Origin of the sequence: Streptomyces sp. NPDC101191 (assembly GCF_044767915.1) — a bacterium.
GTDB lineage: Bacteria > Actinomycetota > Actinomycetes > Streptomycetales > Streptomycetaceae > Streptomyces.
The window spans coordinates 233,867-253,681 of record NZ_JBIWOU010000004.1 but is presented as its reverse complement, the minus strand read 5'-3'; the positions used below and the strand labels follow the sequence as shown (position 1 = coordinate 253,681).

Sequence of the window (19,815 nt, the reverse complement as noted above, 5' to 3'; positions counted from 1 at the left end):
CCCGCTGGTGCGGCCCCCCCCGCGTTCCCCCCCGCCCCCCGGGGGGGGGGCCCCGCGCCCCCCCCCCCCGCCCCCCCCCGGACGTTCATGCGCGCGCCCCCGCCGGGTCTCCTCTCGGTCATCCCGTCTCACTAGCGTCCCCGCCGTACCACCCCCAATGGCTCGAAGGCGAACCATTGGCTGTCGATGAGGAGGTCGGGGCGTGGCACCGGAGATATCGCGCAGAAGGCTGCTCGCACTCGGCGGAGGCGCGCTCGGCGCCGCCGCCGCGGGGTCCCTGCTCCCGCCGTCACTGCAGGCGGCGATGGCGGCCGAGCCGCCGGCCGGCGGGATGGCGGCCGTGCGGCACGTGGTGATCCTCATGCAGGAGAACCGGTCGTTCGACCACTACTTCGGCACCCTGCGCGGTGTCCGGGGCTTCGGCGACCGCAACGCCGTCGAGCTGCCCACCGGACGTCCGGTGTTCGAGCAGCCCGGCCCGCTCGGCCGGACGGTGCTGCCCTTCCCGGTGCGCGGCGCCGCCGAGGCGCAGGCGAAGGACCTGCAGTACATCGGTGACCTCGACCACTCCTGGAGCGGCGGCGCCAAGGCCTGGCGCGACGGCTGGATGGACGGCTGGGTCTCCGCCAAGACCGCCGCCACCATGGCCTACTACGACCGCCGCGACATCCCGCTGCACTACGAGCTCGCCGACACCTTCACCGTCTGCGACGCCTACCACGCGTCCGTCCACACCTCCACCAGCCCCAACCGCAACCACCTGTGGTCAGGCTGGACGGGGTACGAGGCCGACGGCAGCCGCGCCGTCACCAACGCCGCCTACGCCGAGGACAGGCACCCCGGCTACGGCTGGCCCACCTACGCCGAGCGCCTGGAGGCCGCCGGGCGGAGCTGGAAGACGTACACCGAGTGGGAGAACTTCACCGACAACAACATCGAGTTCTTCACCACCTTCAAGCGGATCGCCCGCAAGGCGCTCGCCCCGACCGGCGGGCACACCTTCATGGAGTCGTTCTACGCCGCCGTCCGGGAGACCGGCGACGCGGCCGAGCGGGCCCGCCTCCTCGGCCTCCTGGAGGAGGGCGTGGCGACCCTCAGCGACGCCGAGCGCTCCCTCTTCGAGCGCGGGCTGCGCCGGGTCGAGAGCGGTACCCTCGCCGACGCCTTCCGCGCCGACGTCGCCGCCGGCTCCCTCCCGGAGGTCTCCTACCTGGTGCCCTCCGCCGTCGACTCCGAGCACCCCGGCGCCTCCTCGCCCGTCGCGTCCGCGAGCCTCGTCTACCGGGTGCTCGACGCCCTCGGCTCGCATCCCGAGGTGTGGCGGCACACCGTCGTCCTGCTCAACTACGACGAGAACGACGGCTTCTTCGACCACGTCCCGCCGCCGGTCCCGCCCGCCGACGACACCGACGAGCGCTGGAAGGGGCTGCCCACCGGACTCGGCATCCGCGTGCCGCTGCTCGTGATCTCCCCCTGGTCGGTGGGCGGCTACGTCTGCTCCGAGACCTTCGACCACACCTCCGTGATCCGCTTCCTGGAGAAGCTGACCGGGGTCGAGGAGCCCAACATCACGCCCTGGCGCCGGGCCGTCACCGGTGACCTCACCTCCGCCTTCGACTTCCGGCGGACCCGCAGGCTGCCGCCCGTCGAGCAGCCCGGCCCGATCCCGCCGTTCACCGGTCGCTGGCGGCCGCAGCCCCCGGCCGTCCAGTCGATGCCCGCGCAGGAGCCCGGCACCCGCCCGGCCCGCCCGCTGCCCTACCAGCCGGACGCCTTCGCGCGGATCGCGGACGGTCGGGCGACCGTCACGCTCCGCAACACCGGCCGGGCGAGCGCGCACTTCGCGCTGTATCCCTACGCGGGCGAGTTCGCCGTCCCGCAGCACACCGACGTCAGAGGCACGGGCGGCTGGGCGGTCCCCCTTCCGCGTGATCACTACCGCTTCACGATCACCGGGCCCAACGGCTTCCGCCGCGAGTTCGCGGGTCCGACGGCAGGCGGCGCCGAGCTCGTCTCGCGCATCGACCACCACGACCGCGACCTGCACCTCACCGTCCGCAACGACTCCGCGGCGCCGGTCACCTTCACCGTCCGGCCGCTCGGATACGTCGACTCCGACGACCTCGCCGACTGGACCCGCGAGGTGACCGTGAAGCCCGGGCGGTCGCGTACGGTCGTGCACTCCGCCGCCGACGCCCACGGCTGGTACGACGTCGAGGTGACCGGCCCCGAGGGCTTCCGCCGCCGCCTCATGGGACACATCGAGAACGGGCGCCCGAGCGTGTCCGGCTAGGGCGCCTCCTTCGGATCAGGCCGCGAGCCCGGCGAGATCCGAAGAGACGGCCCGGTCCCGCAGCTCAGGGCAGTCCGCCGGGCCCGCGTGCGGAGGTCCGGGACCTCGGTCCGAACCTCCGCCGCGCCCTGTGAGGATTGCCACGAAAGGGGCAAAGGATCACGTTTGGCTGCAACAGTGGGCGGCGGAGCACCGACCATCCGAGGAGCACGTCCTTTGGCAGCCATCGCACGATGGTGCATCAAGCACCGCCTCGCCACCGTCCTGCTCTGGCTCCTCGCCCTCGGCGGAGCCGTCACCGGAGCGGCCGTCGCGGGGAACGCGTACTCGAACGACTACGACGTCCCCGGCACCGAGTCGGGCCGCGCCGTCGCCCTCCTCGACAAGGGCTTCCACGGCGCCGGCGGCGACACCGACACCATCGTCTGGCACACCGACCGCGGCAGCGTCACGGCCCCGGACGTTGAGCAGCGCATGTCCGCGATGCTCAAGAAGGTCGAGAAGCTGCCCGGCGTCGCCACCGTCACCTCCCCGTACGGATCCGTGCCGGGGCAGATCAGCGAGGACGGGCACACCGCCTACGCCTCCGTCACCTTCGACGCCAAGGCCTCCGACATCCCGCAGGCCCAGGCCGAGGCCCTCGTCGACACCGCCAAGGCCGCCGCCACCCCCAGCGTCCAGGTCGAGCTGGGCGGCGAGGCCGTCGGCTCCACCGAGGCACCCAGCGCCCACATCGCCGAGATCGTCGGCGTGGCCGTCGCCGCGCTCGTCCTCTTCCTCGCCTTCGGCTCCCTCGCCGCCTCCGTGCTTCCCATCGCGACCGCCCTGGTCAGCGTGGGCATCGCGTACTCCGGGATCGCCCTCCTCGGGCACGTCATGACGGTCGCCGACTTCGCCCCCATGCTCGGCATGCTCGTCGGCCTGGGCGTCGGCATCGACTACGCGCTGTTCATCGTCACCCGGCACCGCAAGGGCCTCAAACGGGGCCTGCCCGTGGCCGAGGCCGCGCGGACCGCGGTCGCCACCACCGGCCGGGCCGTCGTGTTCGCCGGCGCCACCGTCTGCATCGCCCTGCTCGGCATGCTGATCCTGCGGCTCAGCTTCCTCAACGGCGTCGCCATCGCCGCCTGCCTCACCGTCGTCCTCACCGTCGCGGCCTCCGTCACCCTGCTGCCCGCGCTGCTGTCCTTCATCGGCATGCGCGCCCTCAGCCGCAAGGAACGCCGCCGGCTCACCGAGCACGGCCCCGAGCCCGAGCTGCCCACCACCTTCTCCGCCCGCTGGTCCCGCTTCGTCGAGCGCCACCCCAAGCTCCTCGGCGCCGTCGCCGCCGTCGTCATGGCGGTCCTGGCCCTGCCCACCTTCTCGCTCCACCTCGGCAGCTCCGACCAGGGCAACAACCCGGCGACCGCCACCACCCGCAAGGCCTACGACATGATCGCCGAGGGCTTCGGCCCCGGCACCAACGGGCCGCTCACCCTCGTCGCCCAGCTCGACGGCGCCGACGACCGGGTCGCCCTCGACGCGCTGCCGGCCCAGCTGGCGCACACCCAGGGCGTCGCGTCCGTCTCCCCGGTCACGTACAACCACGGCGCCGACACCGCCGTCCTCACCGTCGTACCCGAGTCCTCGCCCCAGTCCGAGGCCACCAGCGGGCTCGTCGACCGGCTCCGCGACGACGTCCTGCCGACGGCCGCGGACGGCACCTCGCTCCAGGTCCACGTCGGCGGCGTCACCGCCTCCTACGACGACTTCGCAGAGATCATTGTCGGCAAGCTGCCGCTCTTCGTGGGCGTCGTGATCGCGCTCGGCTGCGTCCTGCTGCTGCTCGCGTTCCGCTCCCTCGGCATCCCGCTCAAGGCCGCGCTCATGAACATCGCCGCCGTCGCGAGCGCGTTCGGAGTCGTCGTCGCGGTCTTCCAGTGGGGCTGGGGGAGCGAGCTGCTCGGCCTCGGCAGCGCCGGGCCCATCGAACCATTCCTGCCCGTGATCATGGTCTCGGTGCTCTTCGGACTCTCCATGGACTACCAGGTCTTCCTGGTCAGCCGGATGTACGAGGAATGGCTGGAGACCGGCGACAACCGCCGTGCCGTCCGGGTCGGCCTCGCCGAGACCAGCCGGGTGATCAACTCGGCCGCGGTCATCATGATCTCCGTCTTCCTCGCCTTCGTCCTGTCCGGCGACCGACGCGTCGCGATGTTCGGGATCGGGCTCGCCGCCGCCGTCGCCCTGGACGCCTTCGTGCTGCGCACCCTCCTCGTCCCCGCCCTCATGCACATGCTCGGCGGCGCGAACTGGTGGCTCCCGCGCTGGCTCGACCGGCGGCTGCCGCGGATCAGCATCGAACCGCCCGAGTCCCGGGTCGCCGCCGACGCCCGCGTCGCCGACGCCCACGCGAAGATCCCCGTACAGCGAGTGATCGTGGACGAGGCGGGGGAGCCCGAGGGCGCACGCTGACGCGCCGCAGCGGCCTCCTGAGGTACCCGGGAACCCCTCCCTAAGGAGCCCTCCGGGACGCCTAAGGCCCCCCGTACGCCGAACATGCGGCACTCTCCCCATGTGGGCGCACCCCCTGGGAGACGAAGGTAGAGGCATCGCAAGGAGCGATACCGAGACCGGAATCCCCCAGGGAGAACACGATGTTCCAGTACGAGCTGCACCGCGTCGAGCACGCCGAGCTGGTCCGCCAGGCGGCCGCCGCCCGCCTCGCCCGCGAGGCCGTCCGCGCCGCCAAGGCCCGCCGGTCGAGCAGGAGCCAGGATCCGGAGGGGCGGGTGAGCGCCGACCGGAACCACTTCACCCGGGCCGCGTGACCCCGTATGAGCACGTCCCGCGTGAACGGCGCGCTGCCGGGCGTCCCCCGTAGGAGCGCACCGACGGACGCCTGTGCGATGCTCGGCGCCGTGGAGACCAGGTCAGTCAGCCCCGTCTTCGTCGGCCGCGCCGGCGAACTCACCGCCCTCACCGAGGCGCTCTCCCGCGCGACCGCGGGAGAGCCCCAGGCCCTCCTCGTCGGCGGCGAGGCCGGCGTCGGGAAGACCCGTCTCATCGAGGAGTTCCTCGACGCGGCCTGCGCCCAGGGCGCGGTCGTCGCCCTCGGCGGCTGCGTCGAGATCGGCGCGGACGGGCTGCCCTTCGCCCCCTTCTCCACGGCCCTGCGCGCCCTGCACCGCCGCGTCCCCGAGGAACTCGCCGCCGCCGCCGAAGGGCACGAGGGCGAACTCTCCCGGCTCCTGCCCGAACTCGGCGACCCCGCGGGCCACGAGGCCGCCGCCGAGGACGCCACCGCCCGCCTCTTCGAGCTGACCGTACGGCTCCTGGAACGCGTCGCCGCCGACCGCACCGTCGTCCTCGTCCTGGAGGACCTGCACTGGGCCGACGCCTCCACCCGGCACCTGCTCGCCTATCTCTTCCGCACCCTCCACCGCGGCCGGATCGTGGTCGTCGCGACCTATCGCGCCGACGACATCCACCGCCGGCACCCGCTGCGCCCCCTGCTGGCCGAGCTCGACCGGCTGCGCTCCGTCCGCCGCGTCGAACTCGCCCGCTTCACCCGCGCCGAGGTGCACCGCCAGCTCACCGGCATCCTCGCCGCCGAACCCGACCCGGCTCTCCTCGACGAGGTCTTCGAACGCTCCGACGGCAACGCCTTCTTCGTCGAGGAACTCGTCGCCTCCCACGAGTCCGGCTGTCATGCCGGATCCCTCAGCGCCTCCCTCCGCGACCTGCTCCTGGTCCGCGTCGAGGCCCTGCCCGAGGACACCCAGCGGGTCGTCCGGATCGTCGCCGAAGGCGGCTCCACCGTCGAGTTCGACCTGCTCGCCGCCGTCGCCCGACTCTCCGAGGACGCGCTCCTCGAGGCGCTGCGCGCCGCCGTCGGCGCCAACATCCTGCTCGCCGCCCCCGACGGCGACGGCTACCGCTTCCGCCACTCCCTGGTCCGCGAGGCCGTCAGCGACGACCTGCTGCCCGGCGAGCGCTCCCGGCTCAACCGCCGCTACGCCGAAGCCCTGGAGAGCGCCCCCGGCCTCGTCCGCACCGCCGAGCGCGCCAACCGGCTCGCCACGTACTGGTACCACGCCCACGACGCCGCCCGCGCCCTGCCCGCCGTCCTCCGCGCGTCCGTCGAGACCCGCAAGCGCTACGCCTACGCCGAACAACTGCGGCTCCTGGAAAGGGCCATGGAGCTGTGGGACGAGGTGCCCGACGAGGTCCGCGGCGCACTGCGCCCCATGGACTACGCCGAGGCCTATCCGGCCTGCGGCTGCGACCCCGAGACCACCCCGCTGCGCTTCCTCGACCTGCTCGCCGAGGCCGCCGTCGCCGCCCGGCTCAGCGGCGAACGCGAACGCGCCCTGAAGATCGGGCGCACCGCGCTGCGGCTGCTCGACAGCGACGAGGAGAGCGACCCGCTGCGCGCCGCCTGGTTCTACGTCGAGCGGGCCCGCATCCAGTCCAACCTGGGCCGCGGCGACGGCTGGGACGAGATCGCCCGTGCCCAGGAACTCGTCCGCGGACTGCCGCCGTCCGCCGTGCACGCCGTGGTGCTCGCCATCGCCGCCGGCTGGGGCATGCTCCGCAGACCCGGCCCCGAGGCGCTCGCCGCCGCCGAACGGGCCGTCGAGTACGCCCGCCTGGTCAAGGCCGAGGCGACCGAACTCACCGCCCGGCTCACCCTCGGCACCATCATGGTGGCCGCCGGCGACACCGAGCCCGGGCTCGCCGAGATGCACGAGGTCCGCGAACGGACCATGGCGCTCGGCCAGTTCCACGAGGCGTCCCGCGCCCACGTGAACATCTCCTCCTGTCTCGAAGGGCTCGGCCGCTCCCAGGAGGCCGTGGAGATCGCCACCGCCGGCATCGAGATGTGCGGGGCCCGCGGCCTGGTCGACAGCGCGGGCTGGGTCCGCGCCAACCTCGCCGAGTCGCTCCACTCCCTCGGCGCGTGGGACCGGGTCCAGGAGGAGTGCGAACGTCTCCTGCGCACCGGAGCCGCCGGCACCAAGCCGGGCGGCACCGCCCTGCTGCTGCTCGCACAGCTCGCCGCCGCCCGTGGGGAGCCGGCCGTGGCCGCCGCCCGCCTCGCCGAGGCCGCCAGGCGCTACGGCACCAGCGACCCGATCCCGCAGTACACCCTGCCGACGACCCAGGTGACGGTCGTCGTGGCCGCCGCCGAGGGCCGCCTCGCCGACGTGCGGGCCGAACTCGCCGCCGTGGCCGACGCAGGCTTCCAGCCCGGCACCCACCGCTACGGCTGGCCGCTCGTCCTGGCCGCCGTCACCGCGGAGGCCGACGCCAGGGGGCTACCGGCCGCCGCCGAGGGCCGCGCCGCCGCCCTCGCCGTGATCCGCCGCTGCCTCCGGGGACTCGCCGCCCCGGCACCCGTCTGGCAGGCCTACTCGCTGCACGTGTCGGCCGAGCTGGCCCGCGCCGAGGGCCGGGACAGTGCCGCCCGCCGGGCCGAGATCGTGGACGCCTTCGCCGCGCTGGACCGCCCCTACGAGCTGGCCAGGGCCCGGCACCGGCTCGCCGACGCCCTTCTTGCCGAGGGCGGCCACCGCGAGGAGGCCGCCGAGCTGCTCCGCGCGGCCCATGCCACCGCCACACGCCTGCGCGCCCACCCGCTGCGCGAGGACGTCGAGCTCCTCGCGGCCCGTGCCCGCCTCGGACCGCTCACCGGCGAGCGGTCCGCCCCGGCGGAGCCGGCACCGACGGAGGAGGCCTCCGAGGCCTTCGGCCTCACCCCGCGCGAGCAGGACGTGCTGCGGCTGGTCTCCGAGGGCCGCACCAACCGTCAGATCGCCGAGGAACTCTTCATCTCACCGAAGACGGCGAGCGTCCACGTCTCCAACATCCTCGCCAAACTGGGCGTCGCCGGCCGCGGCGAGGCCGCCGCCCTGGCCCACCGCCTGCGGCTCCTGGAGCCGCAGCCGCAGCCGCAGTCCTAGCCCCAGCCTCACTCCTGGCCCTGGGCCTGGTCCTGCCTTCCGGAGCCCTGGCTCCCGTCCTGGAGCCCCAGCTCCCGTCTTGTCCCCCAGTCTCAGTCCTGACCTCAGTCCTGGTCCTGCCTCCTGGAGTCCCGGCTCTCGTCCCGGGTCCAGCCGCGGTCCCGCCCTCAGTCCTGGTCCTGGGCCGGGTCCTCGTCCCGGGACCGGCCGGTCGCCTCCGGCGTCCCGGTCTCGGGACCGGCGGCGGGGGCGGCGGCGAGCACGGATCCGGCGGCGGGGGCGGCGTCGAGCACGGAGCCGGAGCCGGAGCCGGATCCGGTGCCGGTGCCGGTGCCGGATCCGGGCGTGGTGTCGGCGGCGGGAGCGGACTCGGCGGTGAGGTCGGTTCCCGGGCCGGTGTCGGGTGTGGTGTCGGGGGCCGGTGCGGCGCCGGGTATCCGGACCACGACCTTCCCCGAGGCCAGGTCTATCGGACCCTTGTGCGGGGCGCCCTCGCCCAGGTCCTCCCGGGTCAGGGCCAGCCGCTGCCGCTCGTCCTCGGTGTGCTTGCGGCCCGGCGCGAACAGCTCTTCCATCAGGTTGAACACTGCGGTCTCGCTTCCTACCCGACCTCCAGGCGGAGGATCCGGTCGTCACCGGGCCCGGGCGTGCCCCGGGTGTCGGTCTCGCTGGTCACCAGCCAGAGCCCGGCGCCGCCCCCGGTCGCCAGGACCGTGCGCAGCCGCCCGTACTCATCCTTGAGGAACGCCCGGGGCTCCCCGGAACGTTCCGCACCGGAGAGAGGGATGCGCCACAGGCGCTCGCCCCGCAGCCCGGCCATCCAGATCGCGCCGCGCGCGTACGCGATCCCGCTCGGCGAGGCCTGGTCGGTCGGCCACTGTGCCACCGGGTCCGTGAACCCCGCCCTGCCGGCCGTCCCCTCGACGACCGGCCAGCCGTAATTGCGGCCGGGCTCGATCAGATTCAGCTCGTCCCAGGTGTTCTGCCCGAACTCCGACGCCCACAGCCGCCCGTCCGCGTCCCAGGCCAGTCCCTGCACATTGCGGTGCCCGTACGAGTACACCACCGAGTCCGGGAAGGGATTGCCGGGCGCCGGGCGGCCCTCCGGGGTCATCCGCAGGATCTTCCCGCCGAGCGAGCCCTTGTCCTGGGCCAGCCCGGTCCGGCCCGTCTCGCCGGTCCCCGCGTACAGCATCCCGTCCGGCCCGAAGGCGATCCGTCCGCCGTTGTGGATCAGGCCCTTCGGGAGGCCGGTCAGGACCGGCTCCGGCGCCCCGAGCCGGTCGCCCGCCCCGCCCCCGTACCGCATGCGCACGATCCGGTTGTCCGAGGCCGAGGTCAGATACGCGTACACCCAGCCGTCCCGCACCGCGAGGCCCATCAGCCCGCCCTCGCCGCCCGGCACCACCCCGGGCACCTCGCCGAGCGTGGTCCGGCGCCCGGTCGGCGCGTCGACCCGGGTGATCGTCCGCTCGTCGCGCGAGGAGACGAGCAGGTCGCCGCCGGGCAGCTCGGCCAGGCCCCACGGCGATCTCAGGCCCTCGGTCAGCGTCCCCGCCACCCGCATCCCGCCCGCGGCTGGCGCCGGCGGCGCCGACGAGGCGGACGGTGCCGGCGGAGCGGACGGGACGGGGGGCGAGCCCGTCCGCCGGCCGTCCCCGTCCGGCGATGACGAGCACCCGGCGACCAGCAGCAGCACCGCGGCGGCGCCCGCCACGCCCTTCCCCACGACTCGGCCTCGACCCATGCTCCCGATCCCTTCCGGCGGCGATCTCCCCCTCTTGATACACCGCTCGCGCCGATCGGGTTCCCGGCCCCGCGCCGGATCATGCGCTCAGTCCCAGGACCCCCGGGGCGCCGGCAGCGCCGCGATCTCCGCCAGGTCCGCCGCGTCGAGCACCAGCTCCGCCGCCCGCGCGTTCTCCACGGCCCACCGCTCCCGTTTGGCGCCCGGCACCGGGATCACGTGCGAGCCCCGGCCGAGCACCCACGCGAGCGCCACCTGCGCCGGCGTGACCCCCTCGCCGTGCCGCGCCGCCACCCGGCGCAGCCCCGCCACCAGCGGCTGGTTCGCCGCCATCATCTCGGCCGTGAACCGGGGATGCCGCGCCCGCGGGTCGTCCGCCTCGAAACCGCCGCCCGTCGTCAGCGTCCCGGTCAGGTAGCCGCTGCCCAGCGGCATGGCCGCCAGGAAGCCCACCCCCCGCGTCGCGCACCAGGGCAGCAGCCGCTCCAGCGCCTCCGGCGACCACACCGACAGCTCGGCCTCGACCGCGCTCACCGGGAAGACCTGCTGGATCCGCTCCAGCTGCCGGATCGTTCCCTCGTAACCGCCGCCCGGCGCGCCCCGCCTGGCCGACCGCGCGCCCACGGCGCACAGCCCGAGCGCCCGCACCTTGCCGGCCTGCACCAGCTCGGCCATGGCGCCCCAGGTCTCCTCCACCGGCACCTCGGGGTCGGCCCGGTGCAACTGGTACAGATCGATCACGTCCGTCTGCAGCCGGCGCAGCGAGGCGTCACAGGCCCTGCGGACGTACCCGGGGCGCCCGTTGGCCACGATGTGCTGGTCGCCCACGAGCAGCCCCACCTTCGTCGACACGAAGGCGTCCGCCCGACGCTCCTTCAACACCCGTCCCAGCAGCAGCTCGTTGGTGAAGGGGCCGTACATGTCGGCGGTGTCGAGCAGGTTCGCCCCGACGTCCAGGGCCGCGTGCACCGTCCGCAGCGAGCGGTCCCCGCGCCGCTGCGAGGCGCTGTACGCCCAGTTCATCGGCATGCATCCGAGGCCCACCGCACCCACACCGAGCGCCGTCGCCCCGACCGTCCTGCGCTCCACCTGCCGGTACCCCTCCCTGTGCCGCCCCCCAAAGTAACCAATGGCGCGCGGGATTCTTCGCATAGCCTCGCGCACATGACACTCGATGACACCGCCGCTGACGTGTGGCTTCCGATTCCGGCCGACGAGATCGACGGACTCCCCGCACCGGGCGCGTCGGGCCTGAACTACCTTTTCTGGGACGGCGGACCGGACTTCCCGGCCGATCCGGCACGCTGCGCCTTCTACGTCGTGCCGTACATGAAGGGCGAGCGGATCGCGGTGCGCCCGCTCGCCGGGATGAGCTCCCTGCGGGCCGTGCAGACGCTCTCCGCCGGCATCGACCACGTCACCCCCGGAATCGACGCGCTGCGCCCCGGCGTGCGCCTGTGCAACGCCAAGGGTGTGCACGAGGCCAGCACCGCCGAGCTGACGCTCGCCCTGATCCTCGCCTCGCTGCGTGGCATCCCCGGCTTCGTCCGGGGTCAGGACGCGGAGGAGTGGCGGGCCGGCTTCTACCCGGCGCTCGCCGACAAGTCCGTCCTGATCGTCGGGTACGGGTCGATCGGCGCCGCCATCGAGGACCGGCTCGTCCCCTTCGAATGCGCGCGGGTCGTGCGCGTCGCGCGCTCCGCGCGTGCCACCGAGCGCGGTCCCGTCCACCCGTTGACCGAACTGCCCGCCCTGCTGCCCCAGGCCGACGTGGTCGTGCTGTCCACGCCGCTCACCCCCGAGAGCCGGCACCTGGCGAACGCCCGTTTCCTGGCCCGGATGAAGGACGGCGCCCTCCTCGTCAACGTGGCGCGCGGTCCCGTGGTGGACACGGCCGCGCTCCTGAAGGAGGTGGAGACCGGCCGGATCACGGCGGCACTCGATGTCACCGACCCGGAACCGCTGCCCGCCGGGCATCCGCTGTGGCACGCTCCCGGTGTGCTGGTGAGCCCCCACGTGGGCGGCTCCACGTCGGCGTTCCTGCCGCGCGCCAAGCGCCTGCTCGCGGCACAGCTGACGCGGTTCGCGGCGGGGGAGGAGCTCGCGAACGTCGTCCTGACCACCTGAGTGGTCGCCCGGGCCGCCGCCCGAGCCGGCGCCCGGGTCGCGCGCGCCCCCCGGATGCGCCGGTCACGAGCCCCTTCTCCGTCACGCAGAGTACTGCGACCCTGTCCCTGAGTGACGATCCTGGTGTATGGTCCCGTGGCGGGGGACTGCGTCGAGAACGGGCAGACGCTGGGGAGCGAAGTGACGGGACATCAGATTCCGAGGGGGGTGACGGGTGAAGCACGGCCGAGTGACCGACGGTCCGACGCGGCGACACCGCCGACGGCCATCCCCCCGCGCCCCATGGCCGCCCTGCCGGACCAGGCGGTCCCGGACCAGCCCGCCCGCGCGGCGGGGCCCGGGGCGACCGGCGCCGATCACCGCCCCGACGGCGCCCCCGGGTGCCATGTCGCCGTGCCCCCGCCCCGCAGTGGCGCCGGCCCCGGCGAGGACGACGGCGCGGTACGAGCCGCGGCGGTGCGGCCTCGCACCTCCGGCGACCCGGTCGACGGGCCGAGCGAAGCACCGGGCGACGTCCTGGGCGACGTTCCCGGCGGCGTCCCCAATGGGACGCCCGGAGGCATCCCGGACGGCATCGTGGACAGCCCACGGAGCGGCCCGCCGGTGGACGGTCCGGTCCACGCCGCGGCCGACGCCCCCGCCGACGCCTCCGCCGACGCCTCCGCCGACGGCTCGACCGACGGCGCCATCGCCGACGGGGCCACCGCCGGCGGCGTCGCGACGGCTCCGGTCGCCCCGTCCGGCGGGGCCGCGCCGGCCTCCGGGCGTGCTCTCCGCGCCGCCGCCCGCTGCTCCGGCCACGACGAGCTCTCCGCCGGCTGCGGCGGGCACGAGGCGGCGGGCTCGGACCGCCTGCGGGACGCCTTCGTCGCGCCGCCCGCGCACGAGCACCCCGGTGAGGCACCGGAGGAAGGGGTGACGGCCGGGACGCTCGTCGGGGCGCGCCCCGTCGCGGCCGGCGAGGCCGGGGCGTCGCCGGGGGCCGGTCCCGGGCACGAGCGGCCGGCGCCCGCCGTCGGCGGAGTGCTCGCCCAGCTCGGACTCGGACTCGTCTGCGGGGGGTACGCCACCGGCGCGGCCCTCGGCTGGGGCTCCCCGCGGCTCTCCCTCTTCATGGGGGACTTCGGGCTGAGCGCCGCCGCGCTCGCCGCCGCCGTCTCCTGTCTGCTCTACGCCCGCGGGCACCATCGCAGTTTCCGCCCCGCGTGGCTCCTGTTCGCCTTCTCCTCCTTCATGGCCGCCGCCGGGAACGCCGTCTGGGGCTGGTACGAGGTGGTGCTGCGGACGGAGGTGCCCAGCCCCTCCGTCGCGGACGTCTGCTTCCTGCTCTTCGCCCCGCCCGCCATCGTCGGCCTGCTCGTCCTCGCCAAACGGCCCGTGACCCGGGCCGGCTGGGTCTGCCTCGGACTCGACGCCTGGCTCATCGGCGGCTCCCTGCTCACCCTCTCGTGGAGCCTCGCCCTCGCGCACACCGCGTACGTCCCGGGCGAGAGCGTGGCCCGGGCCGCGCTCTCCCTCGCGTACCCACTGCTCGACATCGTCCTCGTCAGCATGGTGCTCGCGCTGCACTTCCGGCGCTCCCACGTCAACCGCTCGGCCATCAACACGGCCATCGCGGCCCTCGCGCTCACCGTGCTGTGCGACGCGCTGTTCACCTCGCCGCTGCTGCGGGAGCACTACGCCTCGGGGCAGCTCCTGGACGCCGGCTGGTTCGCCGGTTCCCTGCTGCTCGCCTACGCGCCCTGGGGCGTGCGGCGCATCACCGAGATGCCGCCCGCAGCCCGCCCCCGGCACCCGCACAGCCGCCCCCTGGCCGGTTCGCTGGCCGCCCTCACGCCGTACCTCGCGGCGGCGGTCTGCACGCTCGGCATCCTGTACAACGTCGTCGAGGGACGCAGAGTGGACCGCGTCGTCGTCCTCACCGGCTGCGCGGTCGTGCTCGCCCTGGTCGTCCGGCAGGGCATCATGCTGCTCGACAACATCGCCCTCACCCACGAACTGGCCCAGAAGGAGAACCACTTCAGGTCCCTGGTGCAGGGCTCCAGCGACGTCATCATGATCGCCGCGCCCACCGGCGTACTCCGCTACGTGAGCCCCGCGGCCTCCGGTGTGTACGGCCGCGAGGCGGAGGACCTGATCGGCTCCGAGCTGGCCTCGCTCATCCACCCCGAGGACCTGGGCGGCGTCGTCCACGAGGTGCGCCGCTTCCTGGCCGCAGCGCCCGCCGAGGAGCCCACCACCCGGATCGAGTGCCGCTTCCGCTCCGGCCGCGGCGACTGGCTCAACGTCGAGTCCACGGTCAACCGCCACCAGGGCGGCCTGATCTTCAACAGCCGCGACGTGACCGAACGCGTCCGTCTCCAGGCCCAGTTGCGGCACAACGCGGAGCACGATCCGCTCACCGACCTGCCCAACCGGGCGCTCTTCACCGACCGGGTCCGCGGCGCCCTGAGCGGCCGCCGCGCCTCCGACGCCGGCACCGCCGTGCTCTTCATCGACCTGGACGGCTTCAAGGGCGTCAACGACCGCCTCGGGCACCAGGCCGGCGACGAGCTGCTCATCCAGGCCGCCCGTCGGCTCCAGGACTCCGTACGGGCCGGGGACACCGCCGCCCGGCTCGGCGGCGACGAGTTCGCGGCCCTCATCCTCGGCGACGGCACCCGGGACCGGGCGGACCGCGAGTGCCGCGTGCACGAGATCGCCGACCGGCTGCGTCTGCGGCTCTCCCAGCCGTACCGCCTGGACAGCGGCACCGAGGTGCGGGTCGCCGCCTCCATCGGCGTCGCCTTCGCCGAGCCCGGCCTCGTCGCCGGGGAGCTGCTGCGCAACGCCGACCTCGCGATGTACCGGGCCAAGGCGGGGGGCAAGGACCGCGTCGAGCTGTACGCCCCGCAGATGCAGGCCGAGGTGGTCCGCCGCACCGAGCTCGCCGCGCGGCTGCGCAGCGCGCTGCACGACGGCGAGTTCGCCCTGCTGCACCAGCCCGTGGTGGACCTCGGCACCGGCCGGATCGCCGCCGTCGCCGCCCAGGCCCGCTGGCGCTCCCCCCAGGGCATCCTCTTCACCCCGGCCGAGTTCCTGCGGGTCGCCCCCGACAGCGAGCGCACCGCCGAGCTCGGCCGCTGGCTGCTCGAAGAAGCCGTCGAACAGGCCGCTGAGCGGGCCGGGATCGGACACCGCACCCCGGTGACCGTCCGGCTGTCCGCGCGTCGCCTGCTCGACCGCTCGCTGCCGCTCGGCTCCGTCGAGTCCCTGCTCACCCGGCACGGCCTGCCGTCCGGGTCGCTGATCGTCGAGCTCGCCGACAGCGATCCCCGGGACCCCCGGATCACCTTCGACGAACTGGAGCAGCGGCTGGCCGCCCTGCGACGTCTCGGGGTCAGGATCTCCCTCGACGGATTCGGCAGCGGACACGCCGCCATCAACGCCCTGCGACGCCTGCCGGTCGACATACTGAAACTGGACCGTGGCCTCGTCGAGGGCATCGTGGAATCGGCCAGACTACGCAAGATCACCAGCGGTCTGCTCCGCATCGCGGGGGACCTGGGGATGCAGTCCGTCGCCGACGGGGTGGACATGCCCGAGCAGGTGCTCGCCCTGCGCGCGATGGGCTGCACCCATGGTCAGGGCCTGGCCTTCGCCGGTCCGCTCGACGAGTACCGGCTGCGCCGCGCCCTCGTCCGGGACGAGTACCCGCTGCCCGGCCCGGTGCCGGTGAGCGCCGGAAACCGTCCCCCGTTGCGCTCAAATAGTGAGACGCCCGTCCCACCCACTTGACAGTAACTGCACGTCGGCGAGAGGGTCAGTGCCATGCGCACCCGAATTCTCGTACTTGGAAAGCGCGTCGGCTGAGGCAGGCCCAGAGAAGGCCCGCCTGTAAACGCTCCCGACGCGCTCCCCTCGCTTGCCTCCCGGCACGAGGGGTTTTTTGTTGCACCGGCTCACCCTGAAGTCGTACCAAACCCTCGTAAAACGCCTCGCACACCACCTCGCTGAAACCCTCTGCTTCGAGAAGAGAACGCTGATGACCGAGCAGGCCACCGGGCACCATCCGCAGCCGCGCACCCGTAGCGGCGCACCGTCCGCCACCACCGTCGAGCACGTCACGGGTGCGCAGTCCCTCATCCGCTCTCTCGAGGAAGTGGGCGCCGACACCGTCTTCGGCATCCCGGGCGGCGCGATCCTCCCGGCGTACGACCCGATGATGGACTCGAAGCGAGTGCGCCACATCCTGGTCCGCCACGAGCAGGGCGCGGGCCACGCCGCCACCGGCTACGCGCAGGCCACGGGCAAGGTCGGCGTCTGCATGGCGACCTCGGGCCCCGGTGCCACCAACCTGGTCACGCCGATCGCCGACGCGCACATGGACTCCGTCCCGCTGGTCGCGATCACCGGCCAGGTCGCCTCCAAGGCGATCGGCACGGACGCCTTCCAGGAGGCGGACATCTGCGGCATCACGATGCCGATCACCAAGCACAACTTCCTGGTCACCAAGGCCGAGGACATCCCGCGGACGATCGCCGAGGCCTTCCACATCGCCGCCACCGGCCGTCCCGGCCCGGTCCTGGTCGACATCGCCAAGGACGCCCTCCAGGCGAAGACCACCTTCAGCTGGCCGCCGCAGACCGACCTGCCCGGCTACCGCCCGGTCACCAAGCCGCACGCCAAGCAGATCCGCGAGGCGGCCAAGCTGATCACGGCGGCCAAGCGCCCGGTCCTGTACGTCGGCGGCGGCGTCCTGAAGGCCGGTGCCACCACCGAGCTGAAGGTCCTCGCGGAGCTCACCGGCGCCCCGGTCACCACCACCCTGATGGCCCTGGGCGCGTTCCCCGACAGCCACCCGCTGCACGTGGGAATGCCGGGCATGCACGGTGCGGTCACCGCCGTCACCGCGCTGCAGAAGGCCGACCTGATCGTCGCCCTCGGCGCCCGTTTCGACGACCGCGTCACCGGCAAGCTGGACAGCTTCGCGCCGTTCGCCAAGATCGTCCACGCGGACATCGACCCTGCCGAGATCGGCAAGAACCGCGCCGCCGACGTCCCGATCGTCGGTGACGCCCGTGAGGTCATCGCCGACCTGGTCCAGGCCGTCCAGGCCGAGCACAGCGACGGCAACAAGGGCGACTACACCGCCTGGTGGAGCGACCTCAACCGCTGGCGCGAGACCTACCCGCTCGGCTACGACCTGCCGGAGGACGGCAGCCTCTCGCCCCAGCAGGTCATCGAGCGGATCGGCAGGCTCGCGCCCGAGGGCACGATCTTCGCCGCCGGTGTCGGCCAGCACCAGATGTGGGCGGCCCACTTCGTCGAGTACGAGAAGCCGCGCACCTGGCTCAACTCCGGCGGCGCCGGAACGATGGGCTACGCGGTCCCGGCCGCGATGGGTGCCAAGGCCGGCGAGCCGGACCGCACGGTCTGGGCGATCGACGGCGACGGCTGCTTCCAGATGACCAACCAGGAACTGGTCACCTGCGCCCTGAACAACATCCCCATCAAGGTCGCCATCATCAACAACGGCGCCCTCGGCATGGTCCGTCAGTGGCAGACCCTGTTCTACAACCAGCGCTACTCCAACACGGTGCTGCACTCCGGCCCGGAGGACGTCAACCCGGACGCGCGGGGCACCCGCATCCCGGACTTCGTCAAGCTCTCCGAGGCCATGGGCTGTGTCGCCCTGCGCTGTGAGGACCCGGCCGACCTCGACAAGGTCATCGAGGAGGCCAACGCGATCAACGACCGCCCGGTCGTGATCGACTTCATCGTCCACGAGGACGCCCAGGTCTGGCCGATGGTCGCCGCCGGCACCTCCAACGACGAGGTCATGGCCGCCCGGGGCGTCCGCCCCGACTTCGGCGACGGCGAAGACGACTGAAGCGCAGAGCGAAGGAAGAGACCCACACCATGTCCACCAAGCACACGCTCTCCGTCCTGGTCGAGAACACGCCCGGCATCCTCGCCCGGATCGCCGCCCTGTTCTCCCGCCGCGGCTTCAACATCGACTCGCTCGCCGTCGGTGTCACCGAGCACCCCGACATCTCCCGCATCACCATCGTGGTCAATGTCGAGGACCTGCCGCTCGAGCAGGTGACCAAGCAGCTCAACAAGCTGGTCAACGTCCTGAAGATCGTCGAACTCGAGCCCAGCGCCGCGATCCAGCGCGAGCTCGTCCTGGTGAAGGTCCGCGCCGACAACGAGACCCGCTCCCAGATCGTCGAGATCGTCCAGCTGTTCCGCGCCAAGACCGTGGACGTCTCGCCCGAGGCGGTCACCATCGAAGCCACCGGTTCGAGTGACAAGCTCGAGGCGATGCTGAAGATGCTGGAGCAGTTCGGCATCAAGGAGCTCGTCCAGTCCGGCACGATCGCCATAGGGCGCGGTTCCCGGTCCATCACGGACCGGTCCCTGCGGGCCCTCGACCGCAGCGCCTGACACCGGCGGAGCGCCGGGTCGGGCCGGTCACCGGTCCACCCGACGGTCCGCCTGGCGAGACCCGAAAACCTTCCTCCCGCACCCCGCCGTACGGTGGGAGCAACACCAGCACCTCAAGGAGAATCCCAGTGGCCGAGCTGTTCTACGACGACGATGCCGACCTGTCCATCATCCAGGGCCGCAAGGTCGCGGTGATCGGTTACGGCAGCCAGGGCCACGCCCACGCGCTGTCGCTCCGTGACTCGGGTGTCGACGTCCGCGTCGGTCTGCACGAGGGCTCCAAGTCCAAGGCCAAGGCCGAGGAGCAGGGCCTGCGCGTGGTGACCCCGGCCGAGGCCGCCGCCGAGGCCGACGTCATCATGATCCTCATCCCGGACCCGATCCAGGCCCAGGTCTACGAGGAGTCCATCAAGGACAACCTGAAGGACGGCGACGCGCTGTTCTTCGCCCACGGCTTCAACGTGCGCTTCGGCTTCATCAAGCCCCCGGCCAACGTGGACGTCGCCCTGGTCGCCCCGAAGGGCCCGGGCCACCTGGTCCGCCGCCAGTACGAGGAGGGTCGCGGCGTCCCCGCGATCGCCGCTGTCGAGCAGGACGCGACCGGCAACGCCTTCGCCCTGGCCCTGTCCTACGCCAAGGCCATCGGCGGCACCCGCGCGGGCGTCATCAAGACGACCTTCACCGAGGAGACCGAGACCGACCTCTTCGGCGAGCAGGCCGTGCTGTGCGGCGGCGCCAGCGCCCTGGTCAAGGCCGGCTTCGAGACCCTGGTCGAGGCCGGTTACCAGCCGGAGATCGCCTACTTCGAGTGCCTCCACGAGCTGAAGCTGATCGTGGACCTCATGTACGAGGGCGGCCTGGAGAAGATGCGCTGGTCCGTCTCCGAGACGGCCGAGTGGGGCGACTACATCACCGGCCCGCGCATCATCACGGACGCCACCAAGGCCGAGATGAAGAAGGTCCTCACCGACATCCAGGACGGCACCTTCGCCAAGAACTGGATGGACGAGTACCACGGCGGTCTGAAGAAGTACAACGAGTACAAGACCCAGGACGAGCAGCACCTCCTGGAGACCACCGGCAAGGAGCTGCGGAAGCTCATGAGCTGGGTGAACGACGAGGAGGCGTAAGCCTTCGGGCGCGGGGGGGGGGGGGGGGGGCGGGCCCCCCCCCCCCCCCCCCCCCCCCCCCCCCCCCCCCCCCCCGGGGGGGGAGCAAAAAACCCGGAGAGCGGCGCCCCCCCCCCCCCACAAAAAAAAAAAAAAAAAAAA

General features: G+C 73.2%; 12 protein-coding genes. 9 read left to right on the top strand and 3 right to left on the bottom strand.

All coding sequences use genetic code 11. The annotated features are described in order from the left end of the window. The first annotated feature begins 202 nt into the window (after positions 1 to 202). The 4 genes from ACIRQF_RS17835 (at position 203) to ACIRQF_RS17820 (ending at position 8,241) form a co-directional block, all read left to right on the top strand. Positions 203 to 2,293 (top strand): phosphocholine-specific phospholipase C, encoded by a 2,091-nt coding sequence (locus ACIRQF_RS17835; protein ID WP_404093167.1) that lies wholly within the window; start codon positions 203 to 205, stop codon positions 2,291 to 2,293. A 216-nt stretch (positions 2,294 to 2,509) separates the two neighbouring features. Beyond that, entirely contained in the window at positions 2,510 to 4,750 is a 2,241-nt protein-coding gene (locus ACIRQF_RS17830; RefSeq protein WP_404093164.1) for an MMPL family transporter, read from the top strand. 182 nt (positions 4,751 to 4,932) lie between these two features. After that, the gene (locus tag ACIRQF_RS17825) at positions 4,933 to 5,106 is read left to right on the top strand and encodes a hypothetical protein (protein ID WP_376636679.1); all 174 of its coding nucleotides are present in this window, start codon (positions 4,933 to 4,935) and stop codon (positions 5,104 to 5,106) included. A 6-nt stretch (positions 5,107 to 5,112) separates the two neighbouring features. Then, on the top strand, positions 5,113 to 8,241 hold the full coding sequence (locus tag ACIRQF_RS17820; protein WP_404093161.1) for an AAA family ATPase: 3,129 nt from the start codon (positions 5,113 to 5,115) through the stop codon (positions 8,239 to 8,241). A 167-nt stretch (positions 8,242 to 8,408) separates the two neighbouring features. On the opposite strand, the gene ACIRQF_RS17815 is transcribed toward ACIRQF_RS17820, so the two are convergent. From ACIRQF_RS17815 to ACIRQF_RS17805, 3 genes are all read right to left on the bottom strand, one after another. Beyond that, positions 8,409 to 8,828 (bottom strand): DUF6191 domain-containing protein, encoded by a 420-nt coding sequence (locus ACIRQF_RS17815; RefSeq protein ID WP_404093158.1) that lies wholly within the window; start codon positions 8,826 to 8,828, stop codon positions 8,409 to 8,411. A gap of 14 nt (positions 8,829 to 8,842) precedes the next feature. Beyond that, on the bottom strand, positions 8,843 to 9,988 hold the full coding sequence (locus ACIRQF_RS17810; protein WP_404093155.1) for a PQQ-dependent sugar dehydrogenase: 1,146 nt from the start codon (positions 9,986 to 9,988) through the stop codon (positions 8,843 to 8,845). Between the two features lie 87 nt (positions 9,989 to 10,075). Then, a complete protein-coding gene (locus ACIRQF_RS17805; RefSeq protein WP_404093153.1) occupies positions 10,076 to 11,077 on the bottom strand; it encodes an aldo/keto reductase in 1,002 nt (333 codons plus the stop codon). A 75-nt stretch (positions 11,078 to 11,152) separates the two neighbouring features. On the opposite strand from ACIRQF_RS17805, the gene ACIRQF_RS17800 reads away from it, so the two are divergent. From ACIRQF_RS17800 to ilvC, 5 genes are all read left to right on the top strand, one after another. Beyond that, positions 11,153 to 12,115: a 2-hydroxyacid dehydrogenase gene (locus ACIRQF_RS17800; RefSeq protein ID WP_404093151.1), complete on the top strand. Its 963-nt coding sequence runs from the start codon at positions 11,153 to 11,155 to the stop codon at positions 12,113 to 12,115. A 282-nt stretch (positions 12,116 to 12,397) separates the two neighbouring features. Further along, the gene (locus ACIRQF_RS17795; RefSeq protein ID WP_404093148.1) at positions 12,398 to 15,892 is read left to right on the top strand and encodes an EAL domain-containing protein; all 3,495 of its coding nucleotides are present in this window, start codon (positions 12,398 to 12,400) and stop codon (positions 15,890 to 15,892) included. A gap of 247 nt (positions 15,893 to 16,139) precedes the next feature. Beyond that, positions 16,140 to 17,987: an acetolactate synthase large subunit gene (locus ACIRQF_RS17790; RefSeq protein WP_376636672.1), complete on the top strand. Its 1,848-nt coding sequence runs from the start codon at positions 16,140 to 16,142 to the stop codon at positions 17,985 to 17,987. Positions 17,988 to 18,016: 29 nt separating this feature from the next. Further along, entirely contained in the window at positions 18,017 to 18,544 is a 528-nt protein-coding gene (gene ilvN / locus ACIRQF_RS17785; RefSeq protein WP_015036373.1) for an acetolactate synthase small subunit, read from the top strand. Between the two features lie 128 nt (positions 18,545 to 18,672). Continuing rightward, the gene (ilvC, locus tag ACIRQF_RS17780; RefSeq protein ID WP_376636671.1) at positions 18,673 to 19,674 is read left to right on the top strand and encodes a ketol-acid reductoisomerase; all 1,002 of its coding nucleotides are present in this window, start codon (positions 18,673 to 18,675) and stop codon (positions 19,672 to 19,674) included. Positions 19,675 to 19,815 lie beyond the last annotated feature (141 nt).